Annotated in this window: 24 protein-coding genes; 14 read left to right on the plus strand and 10 right to left on the minus strand. The window is 72.7% G+C overall.

Going from position 1 to position 21,438, the window contains the following annotated elements; all coding sequences use genetic code 11:
• The first annotated feature begins 104 nt into the window (after positions 1 to 104).
• The 3 genes from ACFXOZ_RS22335 to ACFXOZ_RS22345 all read left to right on the plus strand — a co-directional run bounded on the left by ACFXOZ_RS22335 (position 105) and on the right by ACFXOZ_RS22345 (position 5,039).
• On the plus strand, positions 105 to 653 hold the full coding sequence (locus ACFXOZ_RS22335; RefSeq protein WP_380592251.1) for a GNAT family N-acetyltransferase: 549 nt from the start codon (positions 105 to 107) through the stop codon (positions 651 to 653).
• A 197-nt stretch (positions 654 to 850) separates the two neighbouring features.
• Entirely contained in the window at positions 851 to 2,617 is a 1,767-nt protein-coding gene (locus ACFXOZ_RS22340) for a glycosyltransferase family 2 protein (protein ID WP_375895657.1), read from the plus strand.
• A 196-nt stretch (positions 2,618 to 2,813) separates the two neighbouring features.
• On the plus strand, positions 2,814 to 5,039 hold the full coding sequence (locus ACFXOZ_RS22345; RefSeq protein ID WP_380592253.1) for an acyltransferase family protein: 2,226 nt from the start codon (positions 2,814 to 2,816) through the stop codon (positions 5,037 to 5,039).
• A 68-nt stretch (positions 5,040 to 5,107) separates the two neighbouring features.
• Here ACFXOZ_RS22345 and ACFXOZ_RS22350 read toward each other — a convergent pair whose 3' ends face one another.
• The 3 genes from ACFXOZ_RS22350 to ACFXOZ_RS22360 all read right to left on the minus strand — a co-directional run bounded on the left by ACFXOZ_RS22350 (position 5,108) and on the right by ACFXOZ_RS22360 (position 7,222).
• Positions 5,108 to 6,001 (minus strand): pentapeptide repeat-containing protein, encoded by an 894-nt coding sequence (locus ACFXOZ_RS22350; protein WP_380524329.1) that lies wholly within the window; start codon positions 5,999 to 6,001, stop codon positions 5,108 to 5,110.
• On the minus strand, positions 5,991 to 6,509 hold the full coding sequence (locus tag ACFXOZ_RS22355) for a hypothetical protein (RefSeq protein WP_380524328.1): 519 nt from the start codon (positions 6,507 to 6,509) through the stop codon (positions 5,991 to 5,993). The genes ACFXOZ_RS22350 and ACFXOZ_RS22355 overlap by 11 nt, the downstream gene beginning before the upstream one ends.
• 233 nt (positions 6,510 to 6,742) lie before the next feature.
• Entirely contained in the window at positions 6,743 to 7,222 is a 480-nt protein-coding gene (locus ACFXOZ_RS22360) for a hypothetical protein (protein ID WP_380592255.1), read from the minus strand.
• Between the two features lie 332 nt (positions 7,223 to 7,554).
• Here ACFXOZ_RS22360 and ACFXOZ_RS22365 point away from each other — a divergent pair, with 332 nt between their 5' ends.
• The 5 genes from ACFXOZ_RS22365 to ACFXOZ_RS22385 all read left to right on the plus strand — a co-directional run bounded on the left by ACFXOZ_RS22365 (position 7,555) and on the right by ACFXOZ_RS22385 (position 10,309).
• Entirely contained in the window at positions 7,555 to 7,785 is a 231-nt protein-coding gene (locus ACFXOZ_RS22365) for a hypothetical protein (protein ID WP_380592257.1), read from the plus strand.
• A gap of 41 nt (positions 7,786 to 7,826) precedes the next feature.
• Entirely contained in the window at positions 7,827 to 8,321 is a 495-nt protein-coding gene (locus ACFXOZ_RS22370) for a hypothetical protein (protein WP_375895671.1), read from the plus strand.
• 44 nt (positions 8,322 to 8,365) lie between these two features.
• Positions 8,366 to 9,043, plus strand: a complete 678-nt coding sequence (locus ACFXOZ_RS22375; RefSeq protein WP_380592259.1) for a class I SAM-dependent methyltransferase — start codon at positions 8,366 to 8,368, stop codon at positions 9,041 to 9,043.
• Positions 9,044 to 9,097: 54 nt separating this feature from the next.
• Positions 9,098 to 9,322, plus strand: coding sequence for a hypothetical protein (locus tag ACFXOZ_RS22380; protein ID WP_380524321.1), 225 nt, complete (start codon positions 9,098 to 9,100; stop codon positions 9,320 to 9,322).
• Between the two features lie 513 nt (positions 9,323 to 9,835).
• On the plus strand, positions 9,836 to 10,309 hold the full coding sequence (locus ACFXOZ_RS22385) for a nuclear transport factor 2 family protein (protein WP_380592261.1): 474 nt from the start codon (positions 9,836 to 9,838) through the stop codon (positions 10,307 to 10,309).
• A 61-nt stretch (positions 10,310 to 10,370) separates the two neighbouring features.
• Here ACFXOZ_RS22385 and ACFXOZ_RS22390 read toward each other — a convergent pair whose 3' ends face one another.
• Complete coding sequence (locus ACFXOZ_RS22390; protein ID WP_375895683.1) at positions 10,371 to 10,895, minus strand: ArsR/SmtB family transcription factor; 525 nt, start codon at positions 10,893 to 10,895, stop codon at positions 10,371 to 10,373.
• A gap of 57 nt (positions 10,896 to 10,952) precedes the next feature.
• Here ACFXOZ_RS22390 and ACFXOZ_RS22395 point away from each other — a divergent pair, with 57 nt between their 5' ends.
• The 6 genes from ACFXOZ_RS22395 to ACFXOZ_RS22420 all read left to right on the plus strand — a co-directional run bounded on the left by ACFXOZ_RS22395 (position 10,953) and on the right by ACFXOZ_RS22420 (position 15,489).
• Entirely contained in the window at positions 10,953 to 11,900 is a 948-nt protein-coding gene (locus tag ACFXOZ_RS22395) for a S41 family peptidase (RefSeq protein ID WP_380592263.1), read from the plus strand.
• Positions 11,901 to 12,251: 351 nt separating this feature from the next.
• The gene (locus ACFXOZ_RS22400; RefSeq protein WP_380592264.1) at positions 12,252 to 12,659 is read left to right on the plus strand and encodes a lactococcin 972 family bacteriocin; all 408 of its coding nucleotides are present in this window, start codon (positions 12,252 to 12,254) and stop codon (positions 12,657 to 12,659) included.
• A gap of 91 nt (positions 12,660 to 12,750) precedes the next feature.
• A complete protein-coding gene (locus tag ACFXOZ_RS22405; protein WP_380592266.1) occupies positions 12,751 to 13,392 on the plus strand; it encodes a DUF6518 family protein in 642 nt (213 codons plus the stop codon).
• Between the two features lie 55 nt (positions 13,393 to 13,447).
• Positions 13,448 to 13,912 (plus strand): hypothetical protein, encoded by a 465-nt coding sequence (locus ACFXOZ_RS22410; protein ID WP_380592268.1) that lies wholly within the window; start codon positions 13,448 to 13,450, stop codon positions 13,910 to 13,912.
• A gap of 727 nt (positions 13,913 to 14,639) precedes the next feature.
• Entirely contained in the window at positions 14,640 to 14,942 is a 303-nt protein-coding gene (locus tag ACFXOZ_RS22415) for a hypothetical protein (protein ID WP_380592270.1), read from the plus strand.
• A gap of 43 nt (positions 14,943 to 14,985) precedes the next feature.
• Positions 14,986 to 15,489, plus strand: a complete 504-nt coding sequence (locus ACFXOZ_RS22420; protein ID WP_380592272.1) for a GNAT family N-acetyltransferase — start codon at positions 14,986 to 14,988, stop codon at positions 15,487 to 15,489.
• A 47-nt stretch (positions 15,490 to 15,536) separates the two neighbouring features.
• Here ACFXOZ_RS22420 and ACFXOZ_RS22425 read toward each other — a convergent pair whose 3' ends face one another.
• The 6 genes from ACFXOZ_RS22425 to ACFXOZ_RS22450 all read right to left on the minus strand — a co-directional run bounded on the left by ACFXOZ_RS22425 (position 15,537) and on the right by ACFXOZ_RS22450 (position 21,368).
• Complete coding sequence (locus tag ACFXOZ_RS22425) at positions 15,537 to 15,932, minus strand: transposase (protein WP_380592274.1); 396 nt, start codon at positions 15,930 to 15,932, stop codon at positions 15,537 to 15,539.
• Between the two features lie 493 nt (positions 15,933 to 16,425).
• Complete coding sequence (locus ACFXOZ_RS22430) at positions 16,426 to 17,295, minus strand: hypothetical protein (protein ID WP_380592276.1); 870 nt, start codon at positions 17,293 to 17,295, stop codon at positions 16,426 to 16,428.
• 320 nt (positions 17,296 to 17,615) lie between these two features.
• The gene (locus ACFXOZ_RS22435) at positions 17,616 to 18,677 is read right to left on the minus strand and encodes an SDR family oxidoreductase (RefSeq protein ID WP_380592278.1); all 1,062 of its coding nucleotides are present in this window, start codon (positions 18,675 to 18,677) and stop codon (positions 17,616 to 17,618) included.
• 203 nt (positions 18,678 to 18,880) lie between these two features.
• Entirely contained in the window at positions 18,881 to 19,471 is a 591-nt protein-coding gene (locus tag ACFXOZ_RS22440; RefSeq protein ID WP_375895707.1) for a TetR/AcrR family transcriptional regulator, read from the minus strand.
• Positions 19,472 to 19,589: 118 nt separating this feature from the next.
• Positions 19,590 to 20,309 (minus strand): histidine phosphatase family protein, encoded by a 720-nt coding sequence (locus ACFXOZ_RS22445; RefSeq protein WP_380592280.1) that lies wholly within the window; start codon positions 20,307 to 20,309, stop codon positions 19,590 to 19,592.
• Between the two features lie 102 nt (positions 20,310 to 20,411).
• The gene (locus ACFXOZ_RS22450) at positions 20,412 to 21,368 is read right to left on the minus strand and encodes an aldo/keto reductase (RefSeq protein WP_380592303.1); all 957 of its coding nucleotides are present in this window, start codon (positions 21,366 to 21,368) and stop codon (positions 20,412 to 20,414) included.
• Positions 21,369 to 21,438 lie beyond the last annotated feature (70 nt).

The following is a 21,438-nucleotide window of genomic DNA, read 5'->3' on the forward strand; positions in this document are numbered from 1 at the left end:
AGCTGCGCCAGGTGCCTGCGTCCGGGGCAGGGGGGCGATGTGGCACGATGCATAAAAGTCGACATTCACCAGAACGCCGACCGTCACGAGAACGAGGTAGCGCCATGCCCGAGACCGCCGCCAGGACCACCGGTGAACTGACCTTCCGTCCCGCGACCCCCGCCGACGTCCCGGCGCTGGTCGAGCTGGTCGAGTCCGCCTACCGGGGTGAGGCCAGCAAGGCCGGCTGGACCACCGAGGCGGACCTGCTGGGCGGGCAGCGCACCGACGCCGAGGGGGTGGCGGAGGCCGTCGGCCACGCCGAGGGACTGGTGCTGCTGGCCGAGCGCGACGGTGAGCTGCTGGCCTGCTGCCAGCTGGAACGGCGGGGCGAGCGGGCCTACTTCGGCATGTTCTCGGTGCGCCCGGGCCTCCAGGGCGGCGGGATCGGGCGGCTGGTGCTGGCCGAGGCGGAGCGGCTGGCCGGCGAGGAGTGGGGGGTCGGCACGATGGAGATGACCGTCATCGAGCAGCGCGCGGAGCTGATCGCCTGGTACGAGCGCCGCGGCTTCCGCCGTACCGGCGTGTACAGCCCGTTCCCGTACGGCGACGAGCGCTTCGGCGTCCCGCGCCGTCCGGACCTCCGGTTCGAGCAGCTGATCAAGGAGCTGTAGGGGCGGGTTCGACGGGGCTTGGCGAAGGGCGATTTGTTGATCGTTTGATGGTCTGTCGTCCTACTGATGCAACGTCAAGTCGCTGAGCTGGGGCGATGCGGAGATGTCATACCTCGTTCATGATTGGTCCAGACCAATGTGAGAGGCTGAGGACGTACGGCGAAGTTCCGTCCGATGCCCAGGGGGGCCATTTCCGCATGCCCGTACTCCATGGCACCGCCATGTCCGCACCCGAGACCGGTCCGCGCCGGACGCCCGCGGACCCCGACCTCCGACTCCCCAGCCCGCCCGACGACCAGGAGCTCTACTGGTACTTCGGCCCGCAGCGCCGCTGGGTGCTGCTCTGCGCCACCCTCTCCTACGCGGGAGCCACCGCCACCCTCGGCCTGTTCGCCCTCAGCAAGCCGCTGCTCTGGCCGTTCCTGGTGCTCACCGTGCTCAACGCCGCCACCTGGCTGCTCTCGCTCACCGACGGCCAGCGGGCCCGCCGCTTCACCCGCGACTCGCACGACCTGCTGCTGCGCGCCTGGAGCCCCGCCCGCCACCCGAGCGTGGACCTGCTGCTGCCCACCGCCGGCGAACCGCTCGCCGTCCTCGACAACGCCTACCGGCACACCGCCGCCGTCCAGTGGCCCGGTGAACTGACCGTGCTGGTCCTCGACGACGCCGACCGCCCCGAGGTGCGCGAACTCGCCCGCTCCTACGGCTTCCAGTACCGCGCCCGCCCCGACCGCGGCCGCTTCAAGAAGGCCGGCAACCTCAACCACGGCCTGGCCGAGGGCACCGGCGAGGTCATCGCCGTCCTCGACGCCGACTTCTGCCCCCGCCCCGACTTCCTGCACCACCTGGTGCCCTACCTCGACAACCCCGAGGTCGGCATCGTGCAGAGCCCGCAGTGCTTCGACACGGACGCCGACATGTCCTGGCTCGAACGCGCCGCCGGAGCGACCCAGGAGATCTTCTACCGCTGGATCCAGCCCTCCCGGGACGCCCAGGACGGCACCGTCTGCTGCGGCACCAACGCGCTCTACCGACGCGCCGCCCTGCAACGGATCGGCGGCTTCGCCGAGATCGACCACAGCGAGGACCTCTACACCGGCCTCGCCCTCGCCCGGGCCGGCTGGAGCACCCGGTACGTCCCCGCGCTGGTCGCCAAGGGCATGTCGCCCACCGGTCTGCCCGCCTTCATCAGCCAGCAGTACCGCTGGTGCCTCGGCTCGCTCGCCCTCGTCCGCGACCCGGACTTCCGCAGTGGCCCGCTCCCCCGCTCGGCCCGGCTGTGCTTCTGGAACGGCATCCTCGGCTACGTCACCAGCGCGGTGAACGTGTTCGCCGTGCCGCTGCCCGCGCTGATCATGCTGTTCTTCGCCCCCGAGGAGATCCAGCCCTGGCAGGTCCTGCCCTTCCTGCCGCCGATCTGGGTCGCCCTGGTGCTGCTGCCCGCGATGTCCCGCACCCGCTGGCGCTTCGAGGTCACCCGGGTCCAACTCCTGGGCGGGCTCTGCCACGTGATCGCCATCGCGCACGCGCTGCGCCGCCGCTCCGCCGACTGGGTGCCCACCGGCGCCGTCTCCGGCGGAACCGCCCTGGCCCGCAGTGTCGCCCGACTCGGCGTCGGCTGGCTCGGCCTCGTCATCCTCGCGGGCGCGGCCGGCCTGGTGCGCGCCGGGCTGGAGTACGGCTGGCGGCCCTTCTGGGCGCTCGCCGCGCTGCTCGGGCTCACCGCGTACACCATGATCCCGCTGATCAGGTCGCTGTGGCCGCTGCTCGGCACGGGCCGGGCCGCGCGGGCCGCGGACGGCGGCAAGGGCGCCGCCGTCGGAGAGGTCGCCGCACCGGCGCGGCGCCGCACCGGACTCGGACCCGACCTCGGCTTCGGCCGGGCGGAAGCCGTCGCCGTCACCGCCGTGCTGCTGCTCTGCGGGGTGCTCGCCTCCGGCTGGGCCGACCCGCTGATCTTCTGACCGCCCGGGTCCTTCACTCGGGTCCTTCACCCGGGTCCTGCGCCCGGTTCCCTCCGCCTGGTCCCTCTGCCCTTCCCCGCTCTTCCCCGTTGCGTTTCCTTGCGCGTCGCCCCACCGGCGCGGACCCCCGCCGCCCGGCCGCCCCATCGGCCCGGCGGGCCCGACCACCGCTGCCAGCCCAGCAAGGAGCACCGCCGTGTCAACGGCCGTACCACCACCGACGTCGTCCGCGTCCTCGGACGAACTGCTGCCCGGAGTCGTCCGGGTGGACCGGCAGGCCGCTGCCGCCGGAACCACCTCGACCTCCGCCTCTCCGTCCGACTCCGATTCCGCCTCCGGCACCGGCACCGGCACCGCCTCCGGCACCGTGGCGTCGACGGGTGAGCCCCGCCGCCGTGCCGCCTTCCGTCCCGACATCGAGGGACTGCGCGGCATCGCCGTGCTCTCCGTCCTGGCCTACCACGCGGCCGTCCCCGGCCCGACCGGCGGCTTCGTCGGCGTCGACGTCTTCTTCGTCATCTCCGGCTTCCTGATCACCGGTCTGCTCACCGGCCGCCCGATCGGCCTGTGGGACTTCGCCGCCCGCCGCGCCCGCCGCATCCTGCCCGCCGCCGCCACCGTCCTGGTCGCGACCGCCGCCGCCGGCGGCGCACTGCTCGACCCGCTGCGCGGCACCGACCTCGCCCACGACCTGATCGCCTCCGCCGGCCAGTTCGCCAACTGGCGCTTCGTCGGCCAGCAGACCGACTACCTCGCCGCCGAACACGACCCCAGCCCGCTCCAGCACTTCTGGTCCCTCGGCGTGGAGAACCAGTTCTACCTGCTCTGGGGCGTCCTGCTGCTCGGCCTCGCCCGCTACCTGCACGGGCGCCGTCGGACCCTGGCGATCACCCTCGCCACCCTGGCCGTCGGCGGGGCCTCGCTGGCGCTCTGCCTGCGCTGGACGGCGACCTCGGCGCCGCTCGCCTACTTCTCCACCGGCAGCCGGCTCTGGGAGTTCGCCGCCGGAGCCTGCGCCGCCCTGCTGGGCAGCGCCCTCGCCGCCCGAACCGCGGGCCGTACCGCCGGTCGTGACCTCGTCCCCGCCCCCGTCGGTGGGCGCGGCTCCGGGCGGGCGGTGACCCGGGTGCTGCGGCTGGTCGGCTGGGCCGGCCTGGCGGCCGTGCTCGCTTCGGTCTTCCTGTACGACCGCACCACCCCCTTCCCCGGCGCGGCCGCCCTGCTGCCCGTCCTCGGCACCGCGGCCCTGCTGCTCGCCGCCCCCGCCGACCGGATCGTCGGCGGCGTCCTCGCCAGCCGCCCGCTGCGGGCCGCCGGACGCCTCTCGTACGCCTGGTACCTGTGGCACTGGCCGGTGCTGACCATCGCCCAGGCCCGGTACGGCCAGCTGACCTGGCCGGTGCTGCTCGCCCTGACCGCCGCCAGCGCGCTGCCCGCCTGGCTCACCCTGCGGCTCGTCGAACAGCCCCTGCGGTACGGCAGCACCCCGGCGCCCCGGCGCGGCCTCGCCGTCGGCGCCAGCGCGCTCGTCATCCCGCTGATCGCCGCGCTCACCCTCGGCGGCGGCACCGTCCGCGCGCTCGGCGGCACCGCGGACACCGCGACCGTCGCCCCCGCCGGAGCCGTGGACGGGCCCGCCCTGCTCGCCCCCGGCGCCCGGGTGCTCGGCCTCACCCCCTCGCTCGCCCGCGCCCGGGAGGACTTCCCGCCCGGCAAGGGCTGCGAGATCCCGCTCAACGCCGACAGCAGCCCCCGCTGCCTCTTCGGCAACCAGGACAGCCCCGACCGGATCGTGCTGCTCGGCGACTCGCACGCCGGGCAGTGGATCTCCGCCGGGCTCGCCCTCGCCGAGCAGCGGCACTGGGCCCTGGAGGTGCTGGTCAAGCCCGGCTGCCCGCTGGCCACCCTGACCGTGCGCAACAACGTCCTCGGCCGCACCTTCGACGAGTGCGACCGCTGGCGCGAGAACACCCTCACCCGGCTCACCTCCGGGCCCAAGCCCCGGCTGGTCCTGATGGCCGGCCTCAACCGCTACGGCAGCCAGGAGGAACGCACCGAGGGCTGGACCCGCACCCTCGACCGCCTCACCGCGCTCGGCGCCCCGCTCGCCTACCTGGGCGACACCCCGATGCCGGGCAAGGACATCCCCACCTGCCTGGCCGCCTCCGACGGCCGCTCCGACGCCTGCTTCTTCCCGCGCGACACCGCCTTCGAGCCCGACCCGATGCTCGACGGCGGCCTCGCGGCCCGGTACGGCGTGCGCACCCTCGACCTCGGGCCGCTGCTCTGCCCGGGCAGCGGGGCGAGCTGCCCGGCCGTGCTGGAGGGCGTGGTGCTCTACCGGGACACCGGGCACATCACGGACACCCTCGCCCGGGTGCTGGCGCCGCGGATCGACAAGGGGGTGCTGGGCGCGCCGTGAGGGTGGGGCGGGGGGAGGTGCACTGCCCGCCCTGCCCTGCGGGCTCAGGCCAGCACTGCCCCGCGGGCTCAGGTCAGCACCGGCTCGCGGGGCAGCTCCCCCAGGCGGGAGTCCGCCCCGACGATCCGGAACACCCCCGGCCCCACCTCCTCGGAGCGGCTGCGGATGTCCATGTAGAGGTGGGCGGGCCACTCCGTCCGCAGCGACCAGCTGACGCCGATCAGATCGGCGCCGTCCAGCCGGGCGCCGGTCAGGTCCGCGTCGGTCAGATCGGCGTGGGCCAGGCCGGCGCCCGTGAAGTCCCCGTCGACCAGGACGGCCGCCGCGAGGCAGGCGTGCTCCAGGGTCGCGCGGGACAGGTCGGCGCCGGTGAGGTCCGCCGAGGTGATGTACGCCTGGCTCAGGTCGGCCCTGGCCAGGGCGCCGCCGCGCAGCGTCGCCCCGGCCAGCACCGCCCCGCACAGCTGGGCCCGGCGCAGGTCCGCCCCGTCCATGGCGGCGCCGGTGAGCAGGGCGTAGCGCAGGTCGGACTCCGGCAGCCGGGTGTCGCGGAGCCGGGCGCCCGCCAGGTGGGCGTTGAAGAGCTGGGCCCGCACCAGGTTGGCGCCGGACAGGTCGGCGGCGTACAGGTTCGCGTCGTCCAGCGTCGCGTCCGACAGGTCGGCGCGCCACAGTTCGGCCTGGCAGAGGTTGATGTCGGTCATGATCGCCGAGCTCAGGTCCACGTCGTGGAGCCGCGCGCCGGCCAGGCTCGCGCCCGTCAGGTCCGCCGCCCGCAGGTCGGCCCCGGACAGGTCGGCGCCGGCCAGCTCGGCGTTGTGGAGCACCGCGCCCGGGCCGGGCACCCGGAGCGGCTCGAAGGCCAGGGCGGCCCGCAGCCAGGTCCGGAAGCCCTCGCCCGGCGGCTCCTGGGCCCGGCCGGCCGCCGACCCCCGTCCGTCCCGTACGGAATCACCGGCCACGACGCCTCCTCCGCTGGTCGGCCCCGTCGGCGGGGCCGTACCTGCCGTCCAGTCTGCCGTTCACGCTGTCGTTCACCCTGCCGTCCACCCGGGGCACGATCGGGGTCCGGAGCGGTCCGGGCCGGGGCCCGGACCTCGGCTCGGAGCCCGGCCCGGAACGCGGCCCGGAGCCTGGCCCGGACCTCGGCTCGGCCCCCCGTGGTGGCGAGGGGAGGTCCGCGCGCGACGGGCCGCGCGCGAACATCTGCTGCAGGATCTGCGGCGCCGCGATGCCGATCGCCAACGCCCCCACCGGGCCCGCCACCTGGTTCGAGGCGGTGGACGCCGCCGTCACGATCACCCCGACGCTCAGCCGGATCGCCACCGCCACCACGTACGGAGCCAGCTTCATCTGCCCCCGGTACGTCCACGGGAAGCCGCCCACGGAGTTGATCCGCTCGTGGAGGGTCCACGCCTCGATGGCAGCCGCACCACCGAGCCCCCACAGGCATGCAGCCAGCATCTGCATCCGAGCAACTCCTCGCACCCACCGCACCGTTGATTCCCGACGGCCCTCTCGCCGACCATGCTGGTGCACCGGGCCGTGCACTGCCGGGCCCGCCACCCCGCAGGGCACCGATCCTCGGGAACTACCGGCGTTCCGGGGGCGGGCGCGGGCCTGCCGTGGTAATGCGCTCGTGCGGGTGTGAGTGGGTCCGTGGGGACGTGAGGGTGGGTGGACGTGCGGGCGTCGGGTTCCGGTCAGCCGTAGACGCCGCGGCAGAGCCGGGCCTGCTCGGAACCGGTCGGCCAGCGGCCCATCCGCTCCGCCTGGTCGCAGATCGTCCCCTGACCGAGCGAGGGCAGCCCCGGCGCCCCCGGGCCCGCGTTCGGTGCCGGGCGGCCGGACGGGCTCGGCCGCGGGCTGCGACCCCCCTTGGAGTGCGGCGAGGCCGAGGCGTGCGGGGCTCCGCTCCGGTCCGCCCCGCTACCCGGAGCTGCCGCCGCCGTGGCCGTGGCCGGGTCACCGCCCGGCAGGGCCGGGGCGCCCCCCGGCGCGGGGGAGGGGCCGGGGGACGGTGAGGGCGTGCCGGCCGGCGGAGCGAGCGGCAACAGGCCGGACGGCGTGGCCGACGGCGAGGCCTCCGGCAGGGCCACCACCCGGACGTCGTCACCCGACCCCGGACCGCACATCACCAGCAACGCGGCCAGCACCACCAGCGTCCCGCCGGCCGCCACCACCCGGGCCCTCCGCGACCGGTGCAACGGCGGAGGCGTGCCGCCGGGCGGCGGACCCGCCTGCGGGGGCCCGGCCTGCGGGGGGCCCGCCGACGAGGGCTGCGCCCGGAACGGCTCCGCCTGCGACGGGATCGGGAGGGGGACGGGAGGTGGCTGCCAGGCGTTCGACGGCCACTGCCACTGTCCTCCGGTGGGCTGCCCAGTCATGTGCTCGTCCTTCCAGCGCCGCCCCCGCCGTACCTTTCCGTGCTCAACGAGCGCGCCGACCACGGGACATGACCCGGAAGAGGGGTCTGGACAGGCGCTGATTGCCGCCGACCCACATGCTGGGGGTCATGGAGACCAACAGCACGTCCGCACACCTGGTCGAGGTGGCCGAGTTCCGGGCCGACAGCCGCTACCGCCTGGTCCACCTCGAAGGCCGCGGCTGGGAGCCCCTCACCCCCGAGGAGTTCGAACCCCGCATCCACCAGCTCTTCCCCGACCTCGACCCGCACGACCCCGTCAAGGTGCACTGGGCCGACCACCCCTGGGAATGGCCGAGTTGGCACCCCGGCGAAGCCTGAGCCACTGATCGCCCGGCCGTCGGGTTCGCTACGCTTTCCGGGTGAGCGTGGATCACTTCTGGCGCCGCCTGCCAGGCCAGGCCGTGGACGCCTGTTCGCCCGAGGAACTCGGCGAACTCGTGCCCCGGAGCCGCGACGTCCGGTACGACCGGCTGGTCGCCGCCGGACTCGCCCTCGGCGTACGGCGGACCGCCGTCCTGATGGAACTCGCCCTCACCGAGAACGGCCTCCACCCCGACCCGGCCGCCCGGCTCCCCGTCTACGGCGGCACCCGCCGTGACACCGGGGCCGGGATGCCGGTGCTGCGGCCCGACCAGGTCGCCGCCGCCTTCACCTTCCTGCGCGACTCGGCGCTCGGCGAACTCGTCCGCCAGCAGGACACGGTGCTCGCCCGGCGGGTCGCCCAGCTCGACTCCGAACCGCCCTGGTCCGAGTCCTGGGCCGCCCGCGTCGTCAACGACCTGCGCGACCTGCGGGACTTCTTCGCCGGCGCGGCCGCCGCGGGGGACGCCGTCGTCGTCCGGGAATCCGAATGAGGAGCCGAATGCGATCCGCCGAATCGATACGCTCTGCCGAACCGATGCGCCCCGCTGAACCGATGCGCCCCGCCGAACCGATACGCCCCGCCGACTCGGAGCGCCCGCCGGGGACGGTCGGCTACGGCGAGGCAGCGGAACAACTCGCCGTCCAGTACGAGAGCGTGGACTTCGCCGAGGTCCACCGCTCCCTGCTGCACCTCTACCCGGCCGCGCCCGCCGCCGTCCTCGACATCGGCGCCGGCACCGGCCGTGACGCGGCCGCCCTCGCCGCCCTCGGCCACCGGGTCACCGCCGTCGAACCGACCCCCGAACTACGCGCCGTCGGTGCCCGCCTGCACCCCCGCGCTGGCATCCGCTGGATCGCCGACGCCCTGCCCGACCTGCCCGAGCTGACTGCCCGGGGCGAGCAGTACGACCTCGTCCTGATCACCGCCGTGTGGATGCACCTCACCCCCGCCGAACGCCCGCCCGCCCTGCAGGCCGTGGCCCGCCTCCTCGCCCCCGGCGCCCGCCTCGCCCTCACCCTGCGCCACGGCCTTGTCCCGCCCGGCCGCCGCATGTTCGACCTCCCGCCCGACCACACCACCGCCCAGGCGGAAGCCCACGGCCTCCACCTCCTCCACCAGGGCGAGCGGTCCGACCTGCACGCCCGTACGGACGTGACCTGGACCGAACTGGTCTTCCAGCGCGGCCACCGGCCCCCGCCCCCGCCGCTCTGACAGCGGCCCCGCCGCCGCTTTGACACCGGCCCCCGGGAGCGCGACGATCCGGACATGAGCCCTGCTCCCGCGGCCGCGAGCCTCGCTCTCGCGCACCACACGGGCCTGATCCTCGCCGAGGTCGCCGGCCTGCTCCTGGTGTTCGGCGGGATCTGGCTGGTCGCGGCGCAGATCCCCCGCTTCCGGCACCCGGTCGCCCGGACGGTCGTCGCCGGGACGGCCTTCACCGCGGCCGGAGTGCTGCTGATCATCGCCGTCCGCTGGGGGCACTTCGGCTAGGGCCGCTCTGCCGGGGTCGTCGGCCGGGTCCGTCGGCCGGGCCTGCCTGCTACGGGCCTGCTTGCCGGGACCGGGCCCCGGGGTAAACCCGGTGACACGCGCGTGGCGTGCGGCGAGACTGGCGACGTACGCGAACCGGCAGGGGGGAAGGGCAGCACGTGGCACTGGGGAAGAAGGGGTCCCGTCGCATCGTCGTCGACGGCGTCGAGTACCGCTGGCGGATGAGCAGGAAGCACTGGTGCTGCGACTACGACGCCGGCACCCTCGGCTACGTGGTGGAGGACGCGGCCCGACCCTCGTCGTGGAGACCGGACGGCCGGAGACGTCCGTACCCCGGCTGGTGCCCGCCGAGGTCGTCCTGCCGGCCGAGGTCGCCGCCGGGATCCGGGCCGCCCGGTCGCAGGGCTGGACGCCCACCGCCGCCGGCTCGCCGTTCCAGCTGCGCCACTCCGCGGTCCGCCACGACCCGCACGAACCTTACGTACCGCGAGAAGCAGCCGAGCACCGAGAGCGATGACCATGACGAACCACCCGGCCGGGGACCAGGCCGCCGCCCACCGCGCCGTCGAGAACCTGATCGCCCGCTACGCCGAACTGGTCGACGACGGGGACTTCACGGGGCTCGGGGAGCTCCTCGCCGACGCCGTCTTCACGGGCAGCGGCGAGCCCCTGCGCGGGCGCGCGGAGATCGAGCGGATGTTCCGCGAAACGGTGATCCGCTACGAGGACGGCACCCCGCGCACCCAGCACGTCACCACCAACCTCGCCGTCGACGTCGACCCGGCGGCGGGCACGGCGACGGCACGCTCCTACGTCACCGTCCTCCAGGCCCTCCCCGGACTTCCGCTCCAGCCCATCGCCGCCGGCCGCTACCACGACCGCTTCGAACACCGCGACGGCGCTTGGCGGTTCGCGGCACGCCGGGTCCGGATCACCCTGGTCGGGGACGTCAGCCGCCATCTGCGACCGGCGGCCGACCAGGGGTAGCCGCCACCCCTACCTGCTACGCCCCCACCTGCCACGTCCTCACTCGCTACGTCCTCACCCGCTACGCCCCGGCCTGCTGGTAGAGCGTCACCAGGAGGCCGTGCACCGGCTCGCCCTCCGGGTCCTCCTCGGCTTCGTCGACCAGCGCGGCTAGCGCCTCGGCCAGCTTCGCCGCCTTGGCGGGGCTGAGCCGTAGGTGGCGCAGCGTCATGAGGTGGTCGACGGGTGAGCGGTCCAGCTCCTGGGCGACGGCCCCGAACAGCGCGGCCGTGCCCTCGGCCCGGGGCTCGGCGACGAGGAGGCGTTCGGCGGTCCGCCGGTAGTACTTCTCGGTGCCGCCGCGCACCCGTCGCGTTCCCGCGTCCTGGACCAGCCCCGCCTCGCCCAGCACCCGGAGGTGGTGGGAGACGCTGCCCTTGTTCGCCCCCAGCTGCGCGGCGAGCCGGCTGATCGTCGACGGCCGGGTGCTCAGGGCGAACAGCAGGCGCTGGCGCATGGGGTGGGCGAGTGCGGAGTGCTGGAGCGGCGTGGTGATCCGCTGCACGTCCTCGCTGTCGCCTTCGTCTTCATCCGGTTGGTGGCTCACCCGATCAAGCGTTAAGTACGGTTGACGCTTTGGCAAGCCGCTGGTCTACTCCCTCCCATGACCTCCACACCTTCCACCCCGTCACTGCCCGTGCCGCAGGACGCGCCGCTGCCCGCGCCGCTGGACGCCGTCGCCGTCGTCGAGTCGATCGCCGACCTGGTCGGCGAGAACTACGTCTTCCCGGACGCCGCCGAGCAGTTGGCGGACCTGCTGCGCCGCCGCAACGCCGATGGCCGCTACCGGTCCCTGGACGTCGAGGAGTTGGCCGACGCGGTCACCGCCGACCTGCGGTCCGTCAACGGCGACCTGCACCTGGCCCTCAAGTACCACGCCGTGCCGGTGCCGCCGGAGCGCGGCGCGGCCGTACTCGCCGCGATGCGGCGGGACTTCGACGCCTCTCTGGGCGGCGTGCCACGGGTGGAACTCCTCGACGGCGGCGTCGCCGTCCTGGAGATCGGGCCCAAGATGTTCCCGCTGGACTGGGCGGCCCAGCCGCTGGCCGCGGCGCTCTCACTGGTGGCCCCCGCCCGCACCCTCGTCCTGGACCTGCGCCGCAACACCGGCGGCGATCCGGACACGGTCGCCTTCGTCTGCGGCTACCTGCTCGACCGCCGCACGCACCTCAACACCCTGCTCTCGCGGCAGGGCGCGGTGGCCGAGCAGTCCTGGACGCCCCCGTTCGTGCCCGGCGCCCGCTTCGGCGGCAGCAAGCCGCTGTACGTGCTGACGAGCGGGAACACCTTCTCGGCGGGCGAGGAACTCGCCTACGACCTGCAGCAGTTGGGCCGCGCCGAGATCGTCGGGGAAGCCACCCGGGGCGGCGCGCACCCGCGCGAGGGCTGGACGGTGCACCCCCACCTGGAGCTCAGCGTGCCCGTCGCCCGCGCCCTCAACCCGGTCTCGGGCACCAACTGGGAGGGCACCGGCGTCCGGCCCGACGTCCCGTGCGACCCCTCGACGGCGCTGGACCGCGCGCTGGCCCTGGCCGTGGCGCGCCTCGCGTAGGGCATCAGAGCCTCAACGGCTCGAAGGTGCCGTCCCGGAAGGTGAGGACGGTCGGCTCGGCCTCGAACTCCTCGCGCAGACAACCGCCGTAGCCGGGTGTCGTCGAGCCAGAGCGTGCGGCCGTACAGCCCCCACGCGTGGCGCGGGCCACCGGCAGTGAAGCTCAAGGAGTCTTCAGCAGAGATCGTCAACGATCTTTCACGCTGCTAGCTTGGCACCGCCTTCGAGCTGATGGCAATTCAGTTCGCGGGGCTGGATATTCGCAGCCGCGATGCGGACCAAGGAACGGGAACAATGGCAGTCAAGACGATATGGCGCAGCAACCGGGCAAAAGCCGCCGGTATCGCAGGGGTGGCGCTCTCCCTGGGCGTTCTCTGCGTACCCGCCGGTGCGGCATCTCCCACGGCGAATCCGGCGCCGACCACGGGCGCGGTCTCCGAGGTCACCGAGTGGCCCGCCGAGCTGGGGCCCGCCCCCGAGGAATGGGGCGGGGTCACGCTCCAGCCCGACGACGAGGACGCGTCGCCCGTCCTGGAGACCAGAAATGTGGGGGGCGGCACCTGGAACTTCGGCACGGTGCGCGACGGGGCCCTCAAGAAGTGCTACTCCCAGTACATCCACGGGGAGCAGGAGCACCACGCAACCGTCGTCATGGACGACGTGACCGACAGGGACCAGAAGGGCCCCAAGGAGTGGGCGAAGGCCGCCGTCAAGGGAGGCTGGGCGCGGGGCTGCAGCTTCTACTGGGGTAAGGACTAGGGCCCACGGGGCCGGCTCGACGGCCGGAGCCCTGCCGACGGGCTCCGGCTCCGATTGACCTGCAAGTATCGGACATACCGTGAGGTGCCGAGTGGCCGCGAAATGGCCCAGATTCCGAATTCATCCGTACGTCGCCGGACTGGCCGCCGGTGCCTCTCTTGGTTGCCTCGGCCCTCTGCTCATCGGCGTCGACGATGACGCCGTCCAGGCCGTTCACATCGTTGCGAGCACCGGATGTTCCTGGGTTGCGCTGGCTTTCTTCGTCGGCCTTTCACAGGCCACAAGGCTCAAGGCCGCGATCATGGCGCCACTGGCCCTGATCACTGGGGTCCTCGCCTACTACCTCGTCAAGGTTCTCCAAGGTGGCTATCGGACCTTCGACCTCAACACCGACCCCATGGGGACGGACATCCACATCTCCTGGGCCGAGGTCTTCGACCACGTCACAGTGTGGTGCTCGGCGGCGACAGTCCTCGGCCCGCTTCTCGGCGCCGCAGGAAACACGGCCCGCAGCCGACAACTGCGCGACCTTCCTGCCCGAATGGCCGTTCCCGTGCTGGTCATCATCGAAAGCGCACGCCGGCTCAGCCTCTCCGCCGCGTTCTCGCCCCCGGCCAGCAGAGCCACCTGGACGGCAACCCTGGCCGTCTCGATCGCCGCAGCGACGGTCATCCTGACGATCGCCTCGGTGCGCCACTGGAGAACGCGCAGCGACAGGAGCGCGGTCGTCTAAGGCTGCCCCGTTCAAGTAGGTGAGGGGGCGTTGACGGTCGCGGTACGGTCCCCGGGTGGAGCTCTTGAACCCGGCCTGCCCGTTGCACGGACCCGGCATCGACCCCTCGTCCTTGGTCGGTAGCCGGCTCGTCGGGGTGCTGGCGTCGTGGCACATTCACGACGGACACCCTGGCGACGGCCCGGTCGAGGTGTGGCTGATCGACGATCGAAACGGGTCCACCAACATTGCCAGCGGCACGGACTGGTGCCTCATGGTCGAGTCCTCCGGGCCTGAGGACGGGTTCGACATGGGCGACTGGGGTCGGATCGACGTTCTGCCTGTAGGCGACGAGACCCCGTTCGCGGCCCACCTCGGCGAGGCGGTGCTCGAAGTCCGGCAGGAGTGGAAGCCGGCAACAGGGCGTGTGGCGCTTGAGCTGGACTTCCCATCGGGCAGCGTCCGCTGCGAGAGCTGGAGCGGCGACCTCCGTCTCCTGGCCGTGGACAGACCCGCGGACCCGACCACACCAAGGCCATAATCTCGGGATGGTTGGTGTGGTCACGGCGTCGCAGCCGTCCTGGACAGGCCTATTCACGGGGCTGGGCCCGCGCGGCTGTAACCACTCAAAGATCAATTGCGGGACGCGCCCCAAGTTTGTTCTTCAACCTTTGGGCTTGTCGTTCAACGTCCGGCTTCGAACAGGCGGGCCGGCCCGGTGATCAGCTGTCGGGCACTCCCGGGGGCGCCGCACGGCCACCGCGTGCAAATGACACCAGATCGTTGCCGCGATCTGGCTCTCACCAGCAAGAACGCACTCAAGCTCTGTATACGATCACTCCTGTGAATGAAACGCACGGCATAGTTCAGTGGATGATCGACCTGCTCTGGGAAGACACGGTCAAGCAACTCGGTGTCGTTGCTCTCACCGTGGTGGGGATCGGTTCCCTCGCTCGAATCGAGCGGTCACGACGGATGGCGGGGCGTTGATCGCCCACTCGTCCGAGTGTTCCTGAGGCTGCGGTACGGCCTTCGCGTGACCCTGAACTCGACCAAGAGGGAGAGGACTTGATGCCTACGGCCGCGGAGGCGCCAAGCGCCGGACGATTTCCTGCCATCCGTCGAGAGGCTGCCCAGCGGCGGGGGGAACCGGCCCGCCCACCACAAGAAGGGCACCAGGCTCCGACGAACCGCTAAGAACAGTCAAAGGACAAGTCCAGGGCTCGTTCCTGCTGTGAGCGCACGTGAAGCGTTGGATGATGCACTGTATGAGCGAACCGTTGACCAAGGGCAGACTGTGGGGGACGACGGACCGTAGCGGTGGACCGCTGGACGCTGTTCTCGGCGGCGCCCGCCGCCTTCTGCCCGGTCTCACGGTCGAACGGGTGCAGGTGACCCATCCCGGCGACGACGACAACGTGTACTTCCTCAGCATCGACTCCAGCTGCGTCCAGGTCGATTCGGGTCCGCACGGCCAGGCTCCGTTCATCGTCGAAGGCGTCACCCGCACGGAGACGTCCGACCCGGCAGAAGCCTTTGCGGCCGTCTGCGCGGAGTTCGGACTTCACTAGTACCAGCTGTAGTTCGTGACGATCCGCGGGGCAGAGTAGGGGCATGTCCACGTACGAGACGATGTCATTCCACCTTGAGACCGAGCGGCTGATACTGCGGCCGTGGGCCGAGTCGGACGCCGCTGAGTTCCGCGCCCTCCTCTCCGAATGCGGCAAGGGGACGCCCACGGTTGAGCACACTCGGACGGCCATCGCGAAGCTGCTCACCGCAACGGAGACCACGGGGATCGCCCTGTTGCCCATCCAGCGCCGTGACGAAGGCGACTTCATCGGCTATTGCGGGTTGATCATCGGCCGCTCCACCGTAGAGGAGCCTGAGATCGCGTATGAGCTGTTCCAGCGTGCGCATGGACGTGGCTACGCCACCGAGGCGGCCAGCGCGGTGCTCGATGCCGCTATTGCGACCGGGCGGAAGCGGCTCTGGGCGACCGTCGGCGCGTGGAACACACCGTCGTTCCGTGTCCTTGAGAAGCTCGGGTTCGAGCGGGATCACGTTTCCACGGACGACAGCGGTGAAGTGGTATGGCTCACAAGCCCGTTGTCGTGAAGCGGGGGTGCGCCCCTGGGGCTTCACACTCACGTGAGCGCGTGTGTTCAGGCATAGCGGGCGGTTTGACGGCAGTGGTGGCTGGCACGGGATCGGGCTTGGTGGCGAACTCGGTCTTCGGGGCGAGCCCGGCCGCCCGGCACCGGTCGGGCTGATCGGTCCACGAGCGCGGAATGCGGAATGTAGAACTCGCGGTCCACTGCAGCGTGTCCGCGCCGGCTTGCGTAACCAGGTAGACGGCGACCTGGGAGTTCTCGATCCGGCCTGCGGTGCCGGTGTACTGCCGTTGGACGCCGACGGTGTGGCTTGCCCTTCTTCATGTCTCCGGTCTCGTCCGCTACGAGCACCGCTCGATCGTCGTGCAAGTTCTCGACCACGTATTCGCGCAGGTCGTCGCGAACCGCGTCGGCGTCCCACTCGGCACGGTTGAGCATGTGCTGCATGCCGTCCGGAGTCGCCTCACCGGCCCACTCGGCGATCGTCCAGCAGTTCTTGCGCGGCGGGCCGCGAGCATCCCGAGTATCAACCGCCGTACCCGGTGACGGGGTTCGACCCGCATGAACCGGCCCGTAATCCGGTCCATCAGGCCCTCAAAGGCCAGCTGCCACCGTGCAGCGTCTACAAGCCAAGGGGCCTCACCTCGCTTCGACGTCGCCAGGGGAAGACCATTGATCAGCGGGGCATCGGCATCGGCCCGCGTGTCGGCCGACAGTGCGACTGCGGGCGGCCGCTCGCAGTCGCGATGCTCCGGACGGGCAGAACGTCGAAGTCCTGCCGGAGTGCTCGGGGACGGCGGAGGTGTCGTGGGCGAGGTGGTCGGTTCGCCGGTGGCGGGGTGGGGGTGGGGGTGCACAGGAAGTCGGGTGGGTCGACTTCCTGTGTCGGGCGGGGGTGGCTGCTGGCCTTGAATCCGTGATGTCGGCCGGCTGTCGGAGGTCAGGCCCGAGGCGGTGCGGCCCGCAGGGGGGTGGGCTGGGCGCGGTGGCGGGCCCGGGTGGCCCGGCGCTCCCCGGCCTCGGCGAGGACTGCGGCCCGGGCTTCCGCTCCGGTGTCGAACGGCGCCGGGTAGAAGCGGGTGCAGGCGCGGCGGTGCCGTTCCCAGTCGTCCTTCCAGAACTCCACCGTCCAGCCCGGCCACAACTCCGGTACCCGGTAGGCCTCTGGGGTGGAGGAGAGGGACCACCAGCCCAAGCGGCGGCGCTCCGGGTCGAGGTGGATACCGGAGTTGACATGCAGGCGGCAGGCTCCGTGCTCCGGGGCATCTGCCAGTCGGTCGAGCAGCGACTCTCCCTCACGGACGGGGTGGTCGAAAGCCTCAGAGGCGACGTGGCAGCCACCGGAGCCAACGGTGACCACCACACCGCCCGGGTCGGGCCAGGCCAGATCCTCCGCCTCGGGAGCGAGGAACGGGGCCAAGGTCAGGTCCGCATCGCGGCACCGGACGTACTCCGGGTCCAGCCCGACGTAGGCGCGCAGTTCGGCCGCGCCGTCGTACAGCCAACGGACCTCCCAGCCCGGCCACGCCACTCGGATCAGCTCGAAGATGGCCGCGCGGTGACGGAGCTCAGTGCTCGGGCCCTCCCGGGCGAAGAACAGGAGCACCTTTCGGCCGAGGTCGAGCAGCACCCCACCCTGGGCGACGGTGTCGTCCAACCACCAGCCGTCCTGGTGGAGTTCGGGAAGCATGGCGAGTACCGCGGCCGGCCCGTCCAACAGGTCGAGGTCGATTCCGACCGCCCACCCGGTCCGGTACAGCTCATGTGTGCCGTTCTCGCGGACCACGATGACGTTGGCTCTGTCTCCCATGGGGTCAGAATGACCGGGCCGGGAGCTACCGGCCATCCCTTTTCCGCTCGTCAGTCAGACGTGATCAGGCCAGTGCCGGTCAGGCAGCCGTCGGCCAGGTCCGGACGGTACCGGATCTGCTGGAGCCGGTGGTGCCCTCCTGAGGGTTGAGGTCCGGCGCGTAGGTGGGTGGCTGGACAACGCTGAGCCAGTCTCTGTTCGCGGCGATGAACTCCCGCAGCGGCTTGGTCAGGTGGATGCAGACGCTGGATACGCCCCAACGGTTACCGGAACCGACCGACGGCCTTCAGGCGAACAGCCCCGACACCACTCGATCACGTTCAGTGTCGGGCGCCGAAGGCGTCGTGGACGAGGCGGTCGGCCCAGTGGTGGAGGGCGGGGGTGAGGGGCGGGTGGGTGAGGCCGGCGGCGGTGGCGAGACGGTCGGCGGAGGTGGTGTCGTAGCGTTCCTCGGAGAGGAAGGTGAGGGTCTCCGGGTCGGCGCCGGTGAGGGCGCGGGGGAGGCGGCGGACGAGGGGGACGGGGACCAGGCCGCGGGGTGGGCGGACGCCGAGGTGGGTGGCGAGGAGGGCGACCAGGTCGGGGAGGGCAGGGGTGGTCGGGTCGAGGACGGTGTGGGCGGCGACGGGGGCGCGGTCGTGGACCGGGACGGCGGCCAGGAAGCGGGCCAGATGGTCGACGGTGACGACGGGGACGAAGGTGCGGCGGGTGCCCGGCAGCAGGGGGAGGCGGCCGCGGTGCAGCTGGTGCACCAGTTGGGCGAGGCCGAGGTACTGGCCGGCCTCGCCGGTGGTCGAGTGGCCGATGACGCTGCTCGGGTTGACGGTGGTGAGCGGGACGCCGAGCCGGGGTGCGGTGACGCGGACGGCGGCGTCGGCGAGTTGCTTGGAGGCCTCATAGGCGCCGAGGCGGGCGTAGAGGGCGTCCGTGGTGCCGGGGTCGAGCGGGTGGCGGGGGTGGGGGTCGCGGCCGACCCGGTAGCCGGAGAGGTGGACCAGGCGGCGCAGTTGGGGCCGGGTCGCGGACCAGTGCAGTGCGTGGAGGGCGCCGTGGAGGTTGGCGGGCTCGGCCTGGGCGCGGGTGAGGCCGAACTGGTAGCGGGCGGCGAGGTTGTGGACGTCGCGGACCTTGCCGAGGCGGGCGTCGTCCTCGGGGGAGAGGCCGAGGCCGGGGCGGGTGAGGTCGGCGGTGACGGTGGTCAGCGGGGTCGGGTCGGTGTCGTGCTCGCGCAGCCAGGCGCGGAGAGCGGTGCCGCTCGCGGTGGTGCGGACGGCGGCGGCCACGGGCTCGCCGCGGCCGAGGAGTTCGAGGAGCAGCCAGCGGCCGAGGAAGCCGCCGGCGCCCAGGACGAGGGTCTGCGGGGGCGGGGGAGTGGGTGGCATGAGCGGTCTCTGCTTTCTGTGGACCGATCGGCATATTTCGGTAGACCGATCTGCATAATTTCTGGGCATGATGGAGCGGGGGCGACTGGCGGGCGAGTGGTGATGCGGCCGAATCTTGGATAGCTAGACCGGTCTGCATATTTTTTGGCGAGCGGTCAGTGCTGCATCGAGCCGGCCGCAGGGCGCCCGTGCAGCGGCAACGGCTACGAGCGGCCGGACGCCTTCGCGCCGAGGAGGTGGAGGACGGCGTGCCGGGCGTCGTCCAGGGGCTCGCGGCTGCGTCGGACCGAGGCCAGCAGCACCGCGCCCTCCATCAGGGCCAGGGCCTGGCCGGCGGCCACCGCGGCCTCGGCCGGGCGGAAGCCGCCGGCGGTCAGCTGCTCGGCCAGGATGCGCTGCCAGCCCTCGTACACCTCGGCGCACACGGCGCGCAGTGCCTCGTTGGTCCCGGCGACCTCCAGGGCGACGGTGGCGATGGGGCAGCCCTTGGTGTAGTCGGAGCGGGCCAGGCGGTCCGCGAACACCTCGGTGAGGTGTCGGCTGAGCGCGGCGGCGTCGGCTCCGTCGGCGGCGAGTCCGGTCAGCAGGTCGGCGACCTCCTGGCCGGACTGCAGCAGTGCGGCCGCGACCAGTTGGTCCTTGCCGCCGGGGAAGTGGAAGTAGAGGGAGCCGCGCGGTGCGCCGGTGACGGCCAGGACCTGGTTGAGGCCCGTGCCGGAGTACCCGTGCTGCTCGATCAGTTCCCGGGTGCCGGCGATCAGCCGGGCCCGGGTCTCCTCGCCCTTTGCTCCCATGGACGGAGACTGTAGACCGGTCTGCATAATCCTGTCGACCACATTTCTGTCGACCACATTCCTGCCGACCGCAGGCCCGGCGACGCGCTGCCCCGGGCGGAGGCTCCGCGGTGGCTGCTCAGGCCCGCAGCTCCGGCGGGAAGCCCGTCCAGCGCAACTCCTCGGGCAGGTGGGACTGGTCGTTCAGGAGGAGGACGGCGGAGGGGCGGCCGGGGGCGAAGCGGAGCACGGTGAGCGCCGCGTTGGCCGCGTTGAGGCCGAGCCAGCGCCAGGCGGGGGCGTCCAGGGTGTGGCGGACCAGCCAGCCGATCAGGAAGGCATGGGTGACGACCAGTTCGTGCCGGTCCTCGGGGCCGTCGACCGGTCCGGTGAAGCGGTCGACGGCCCGGCGGGCCAGTTCCGGTCCGCGGGAGAGCTCCTCGGGGGAGGCCTGGGTCAGGAAGCGCAGCAGGAACTCGGCACTGTCGGCGGGCAGTTCGTCGGCCGACGGCAGATACGGGACGTAGTCGCCGGCCTCCTCGCAGGCGGACACCGGTACTCCGCCGAGCTGGTCCCCGATCAGCCGGGCGGTCTGCGCGGCCCGGGGCAGCGGCCCGTGGTGGACGGCCGTGAGGGGGCGCTGCGCCAGGCGGCGGCCGAGCAGTACGGCCTGCCGGCGGCCGGTGGGGCTGAGCCCGTCGCGGTCCGCCCCACTGTTCGCCTCGCCACCCACCTCACCGGCCGACCCACCACCCGACCCACCACCCGACCCACCATCCGACTCGCTGCCGGCCGGGCTGTGGTGGGCCGCCTCGCCGTGGCGGGCGAGGTACAGGTAGCGGGTGGCGCGGTCGGTCACGGGCAGGCTCCTGGGGTTCGTTCGGTGGGACGGGGTCCGGTCCCGGAGTGTGACGCCCGTGCGGCGGGTGGTGGTTCCGGGGCCCAGGTCCCAGGTCCCAGGTCAGCCGGAGTGGGCCCGGTTCAGCAGGGCGAGTTCCTCGGCCGTCAGCCGCAGGGCGCCGGCCGCGATGTTGTCCTCCAGGTGCGCCACGTCGCCGGTGCCCGGGATGGCGAGGACGTGCGGGCCCCGGTGGAGCGTCCAGGCGAGCCGGACCTGGGCGGTGCTGACGCCGCGCGCCTCGGCCACCGTCCGGACCTCGCCGGGTTCCGCCCCGGCGGCGGCGCCGCCCTCCCTCCCGGCGCCGGCGATGGCGTAGAACGGGACGAAGGCGATGCCCTGCTCGCCGCAGAGTCGCAGGACCTCGTCCTGGGCGGGCGAGGCGCCGATCCCGTACGGGTTCTGCACGCAGGTGACGGGGGCGATGGCCCGGGCCTCGGTGAGCTGGCGCGGGTGGACGTTGGAGAGGCCGAGCTGCCGGATCAGTCCGGCCTGCCGCAACTCGGCGAGTGCGCCGTAGCGTTCGGCGATCGAGTCGGTGCCCAGGATGCGCAGGTTGACCAGGTCGAGGTGGTCGCGGCCGAGCTGGCGCAGGTTCTCCTCGACCTGGGCGCGCAGCGCCTCGGGGGTGCGGGCGTGGTCGATCCACCGGCCGTCGGTGCCACGGGCCGGGCCGACCTTGGTGGCGATCACCAGGTCGTCGGAGTACGGGGCGAGGGCGCGGTTGATCAGCTCGTTGGCGGAGCGCAGCGGGGAGAAGTAGAAGGCGGCGGTGTCGATGTGGTTGACGCCCAGTTCGACCGCGCGGCGCAGTACCCGCAGGGCCTGGTCGCGGTCGCGCGGTACGGCGTCCGGTACGAGCGCCGGCCCGGTCTGCGGCAGGCGCATGGTGCCGAAGCCGATCCGGTGGACGGTGCGGTCGCCGAGCTGCCAGGTGCCGGACGAGGCGGCGGACACGGAAGCGCTGGTCGGGGAAGCGCCGGTCGGGGAAGCGCTGGTCGAGGTGGTGTCGGAAGTCATGCTGGTCATGATCGCGATTGAACTAACCTGATCGCCACTGATTCGGACATGTGTGAATCCACGGGGGAAG

The organism is Kitasatospora sp. NPDC059160 (assembly GCF_042755465.1).
Taxonomy (GTDB): Bacteria; Actinomycetota; Actinomycetes; order Streptomycetales; family Streptomycetaceae; genus Kitasatospora.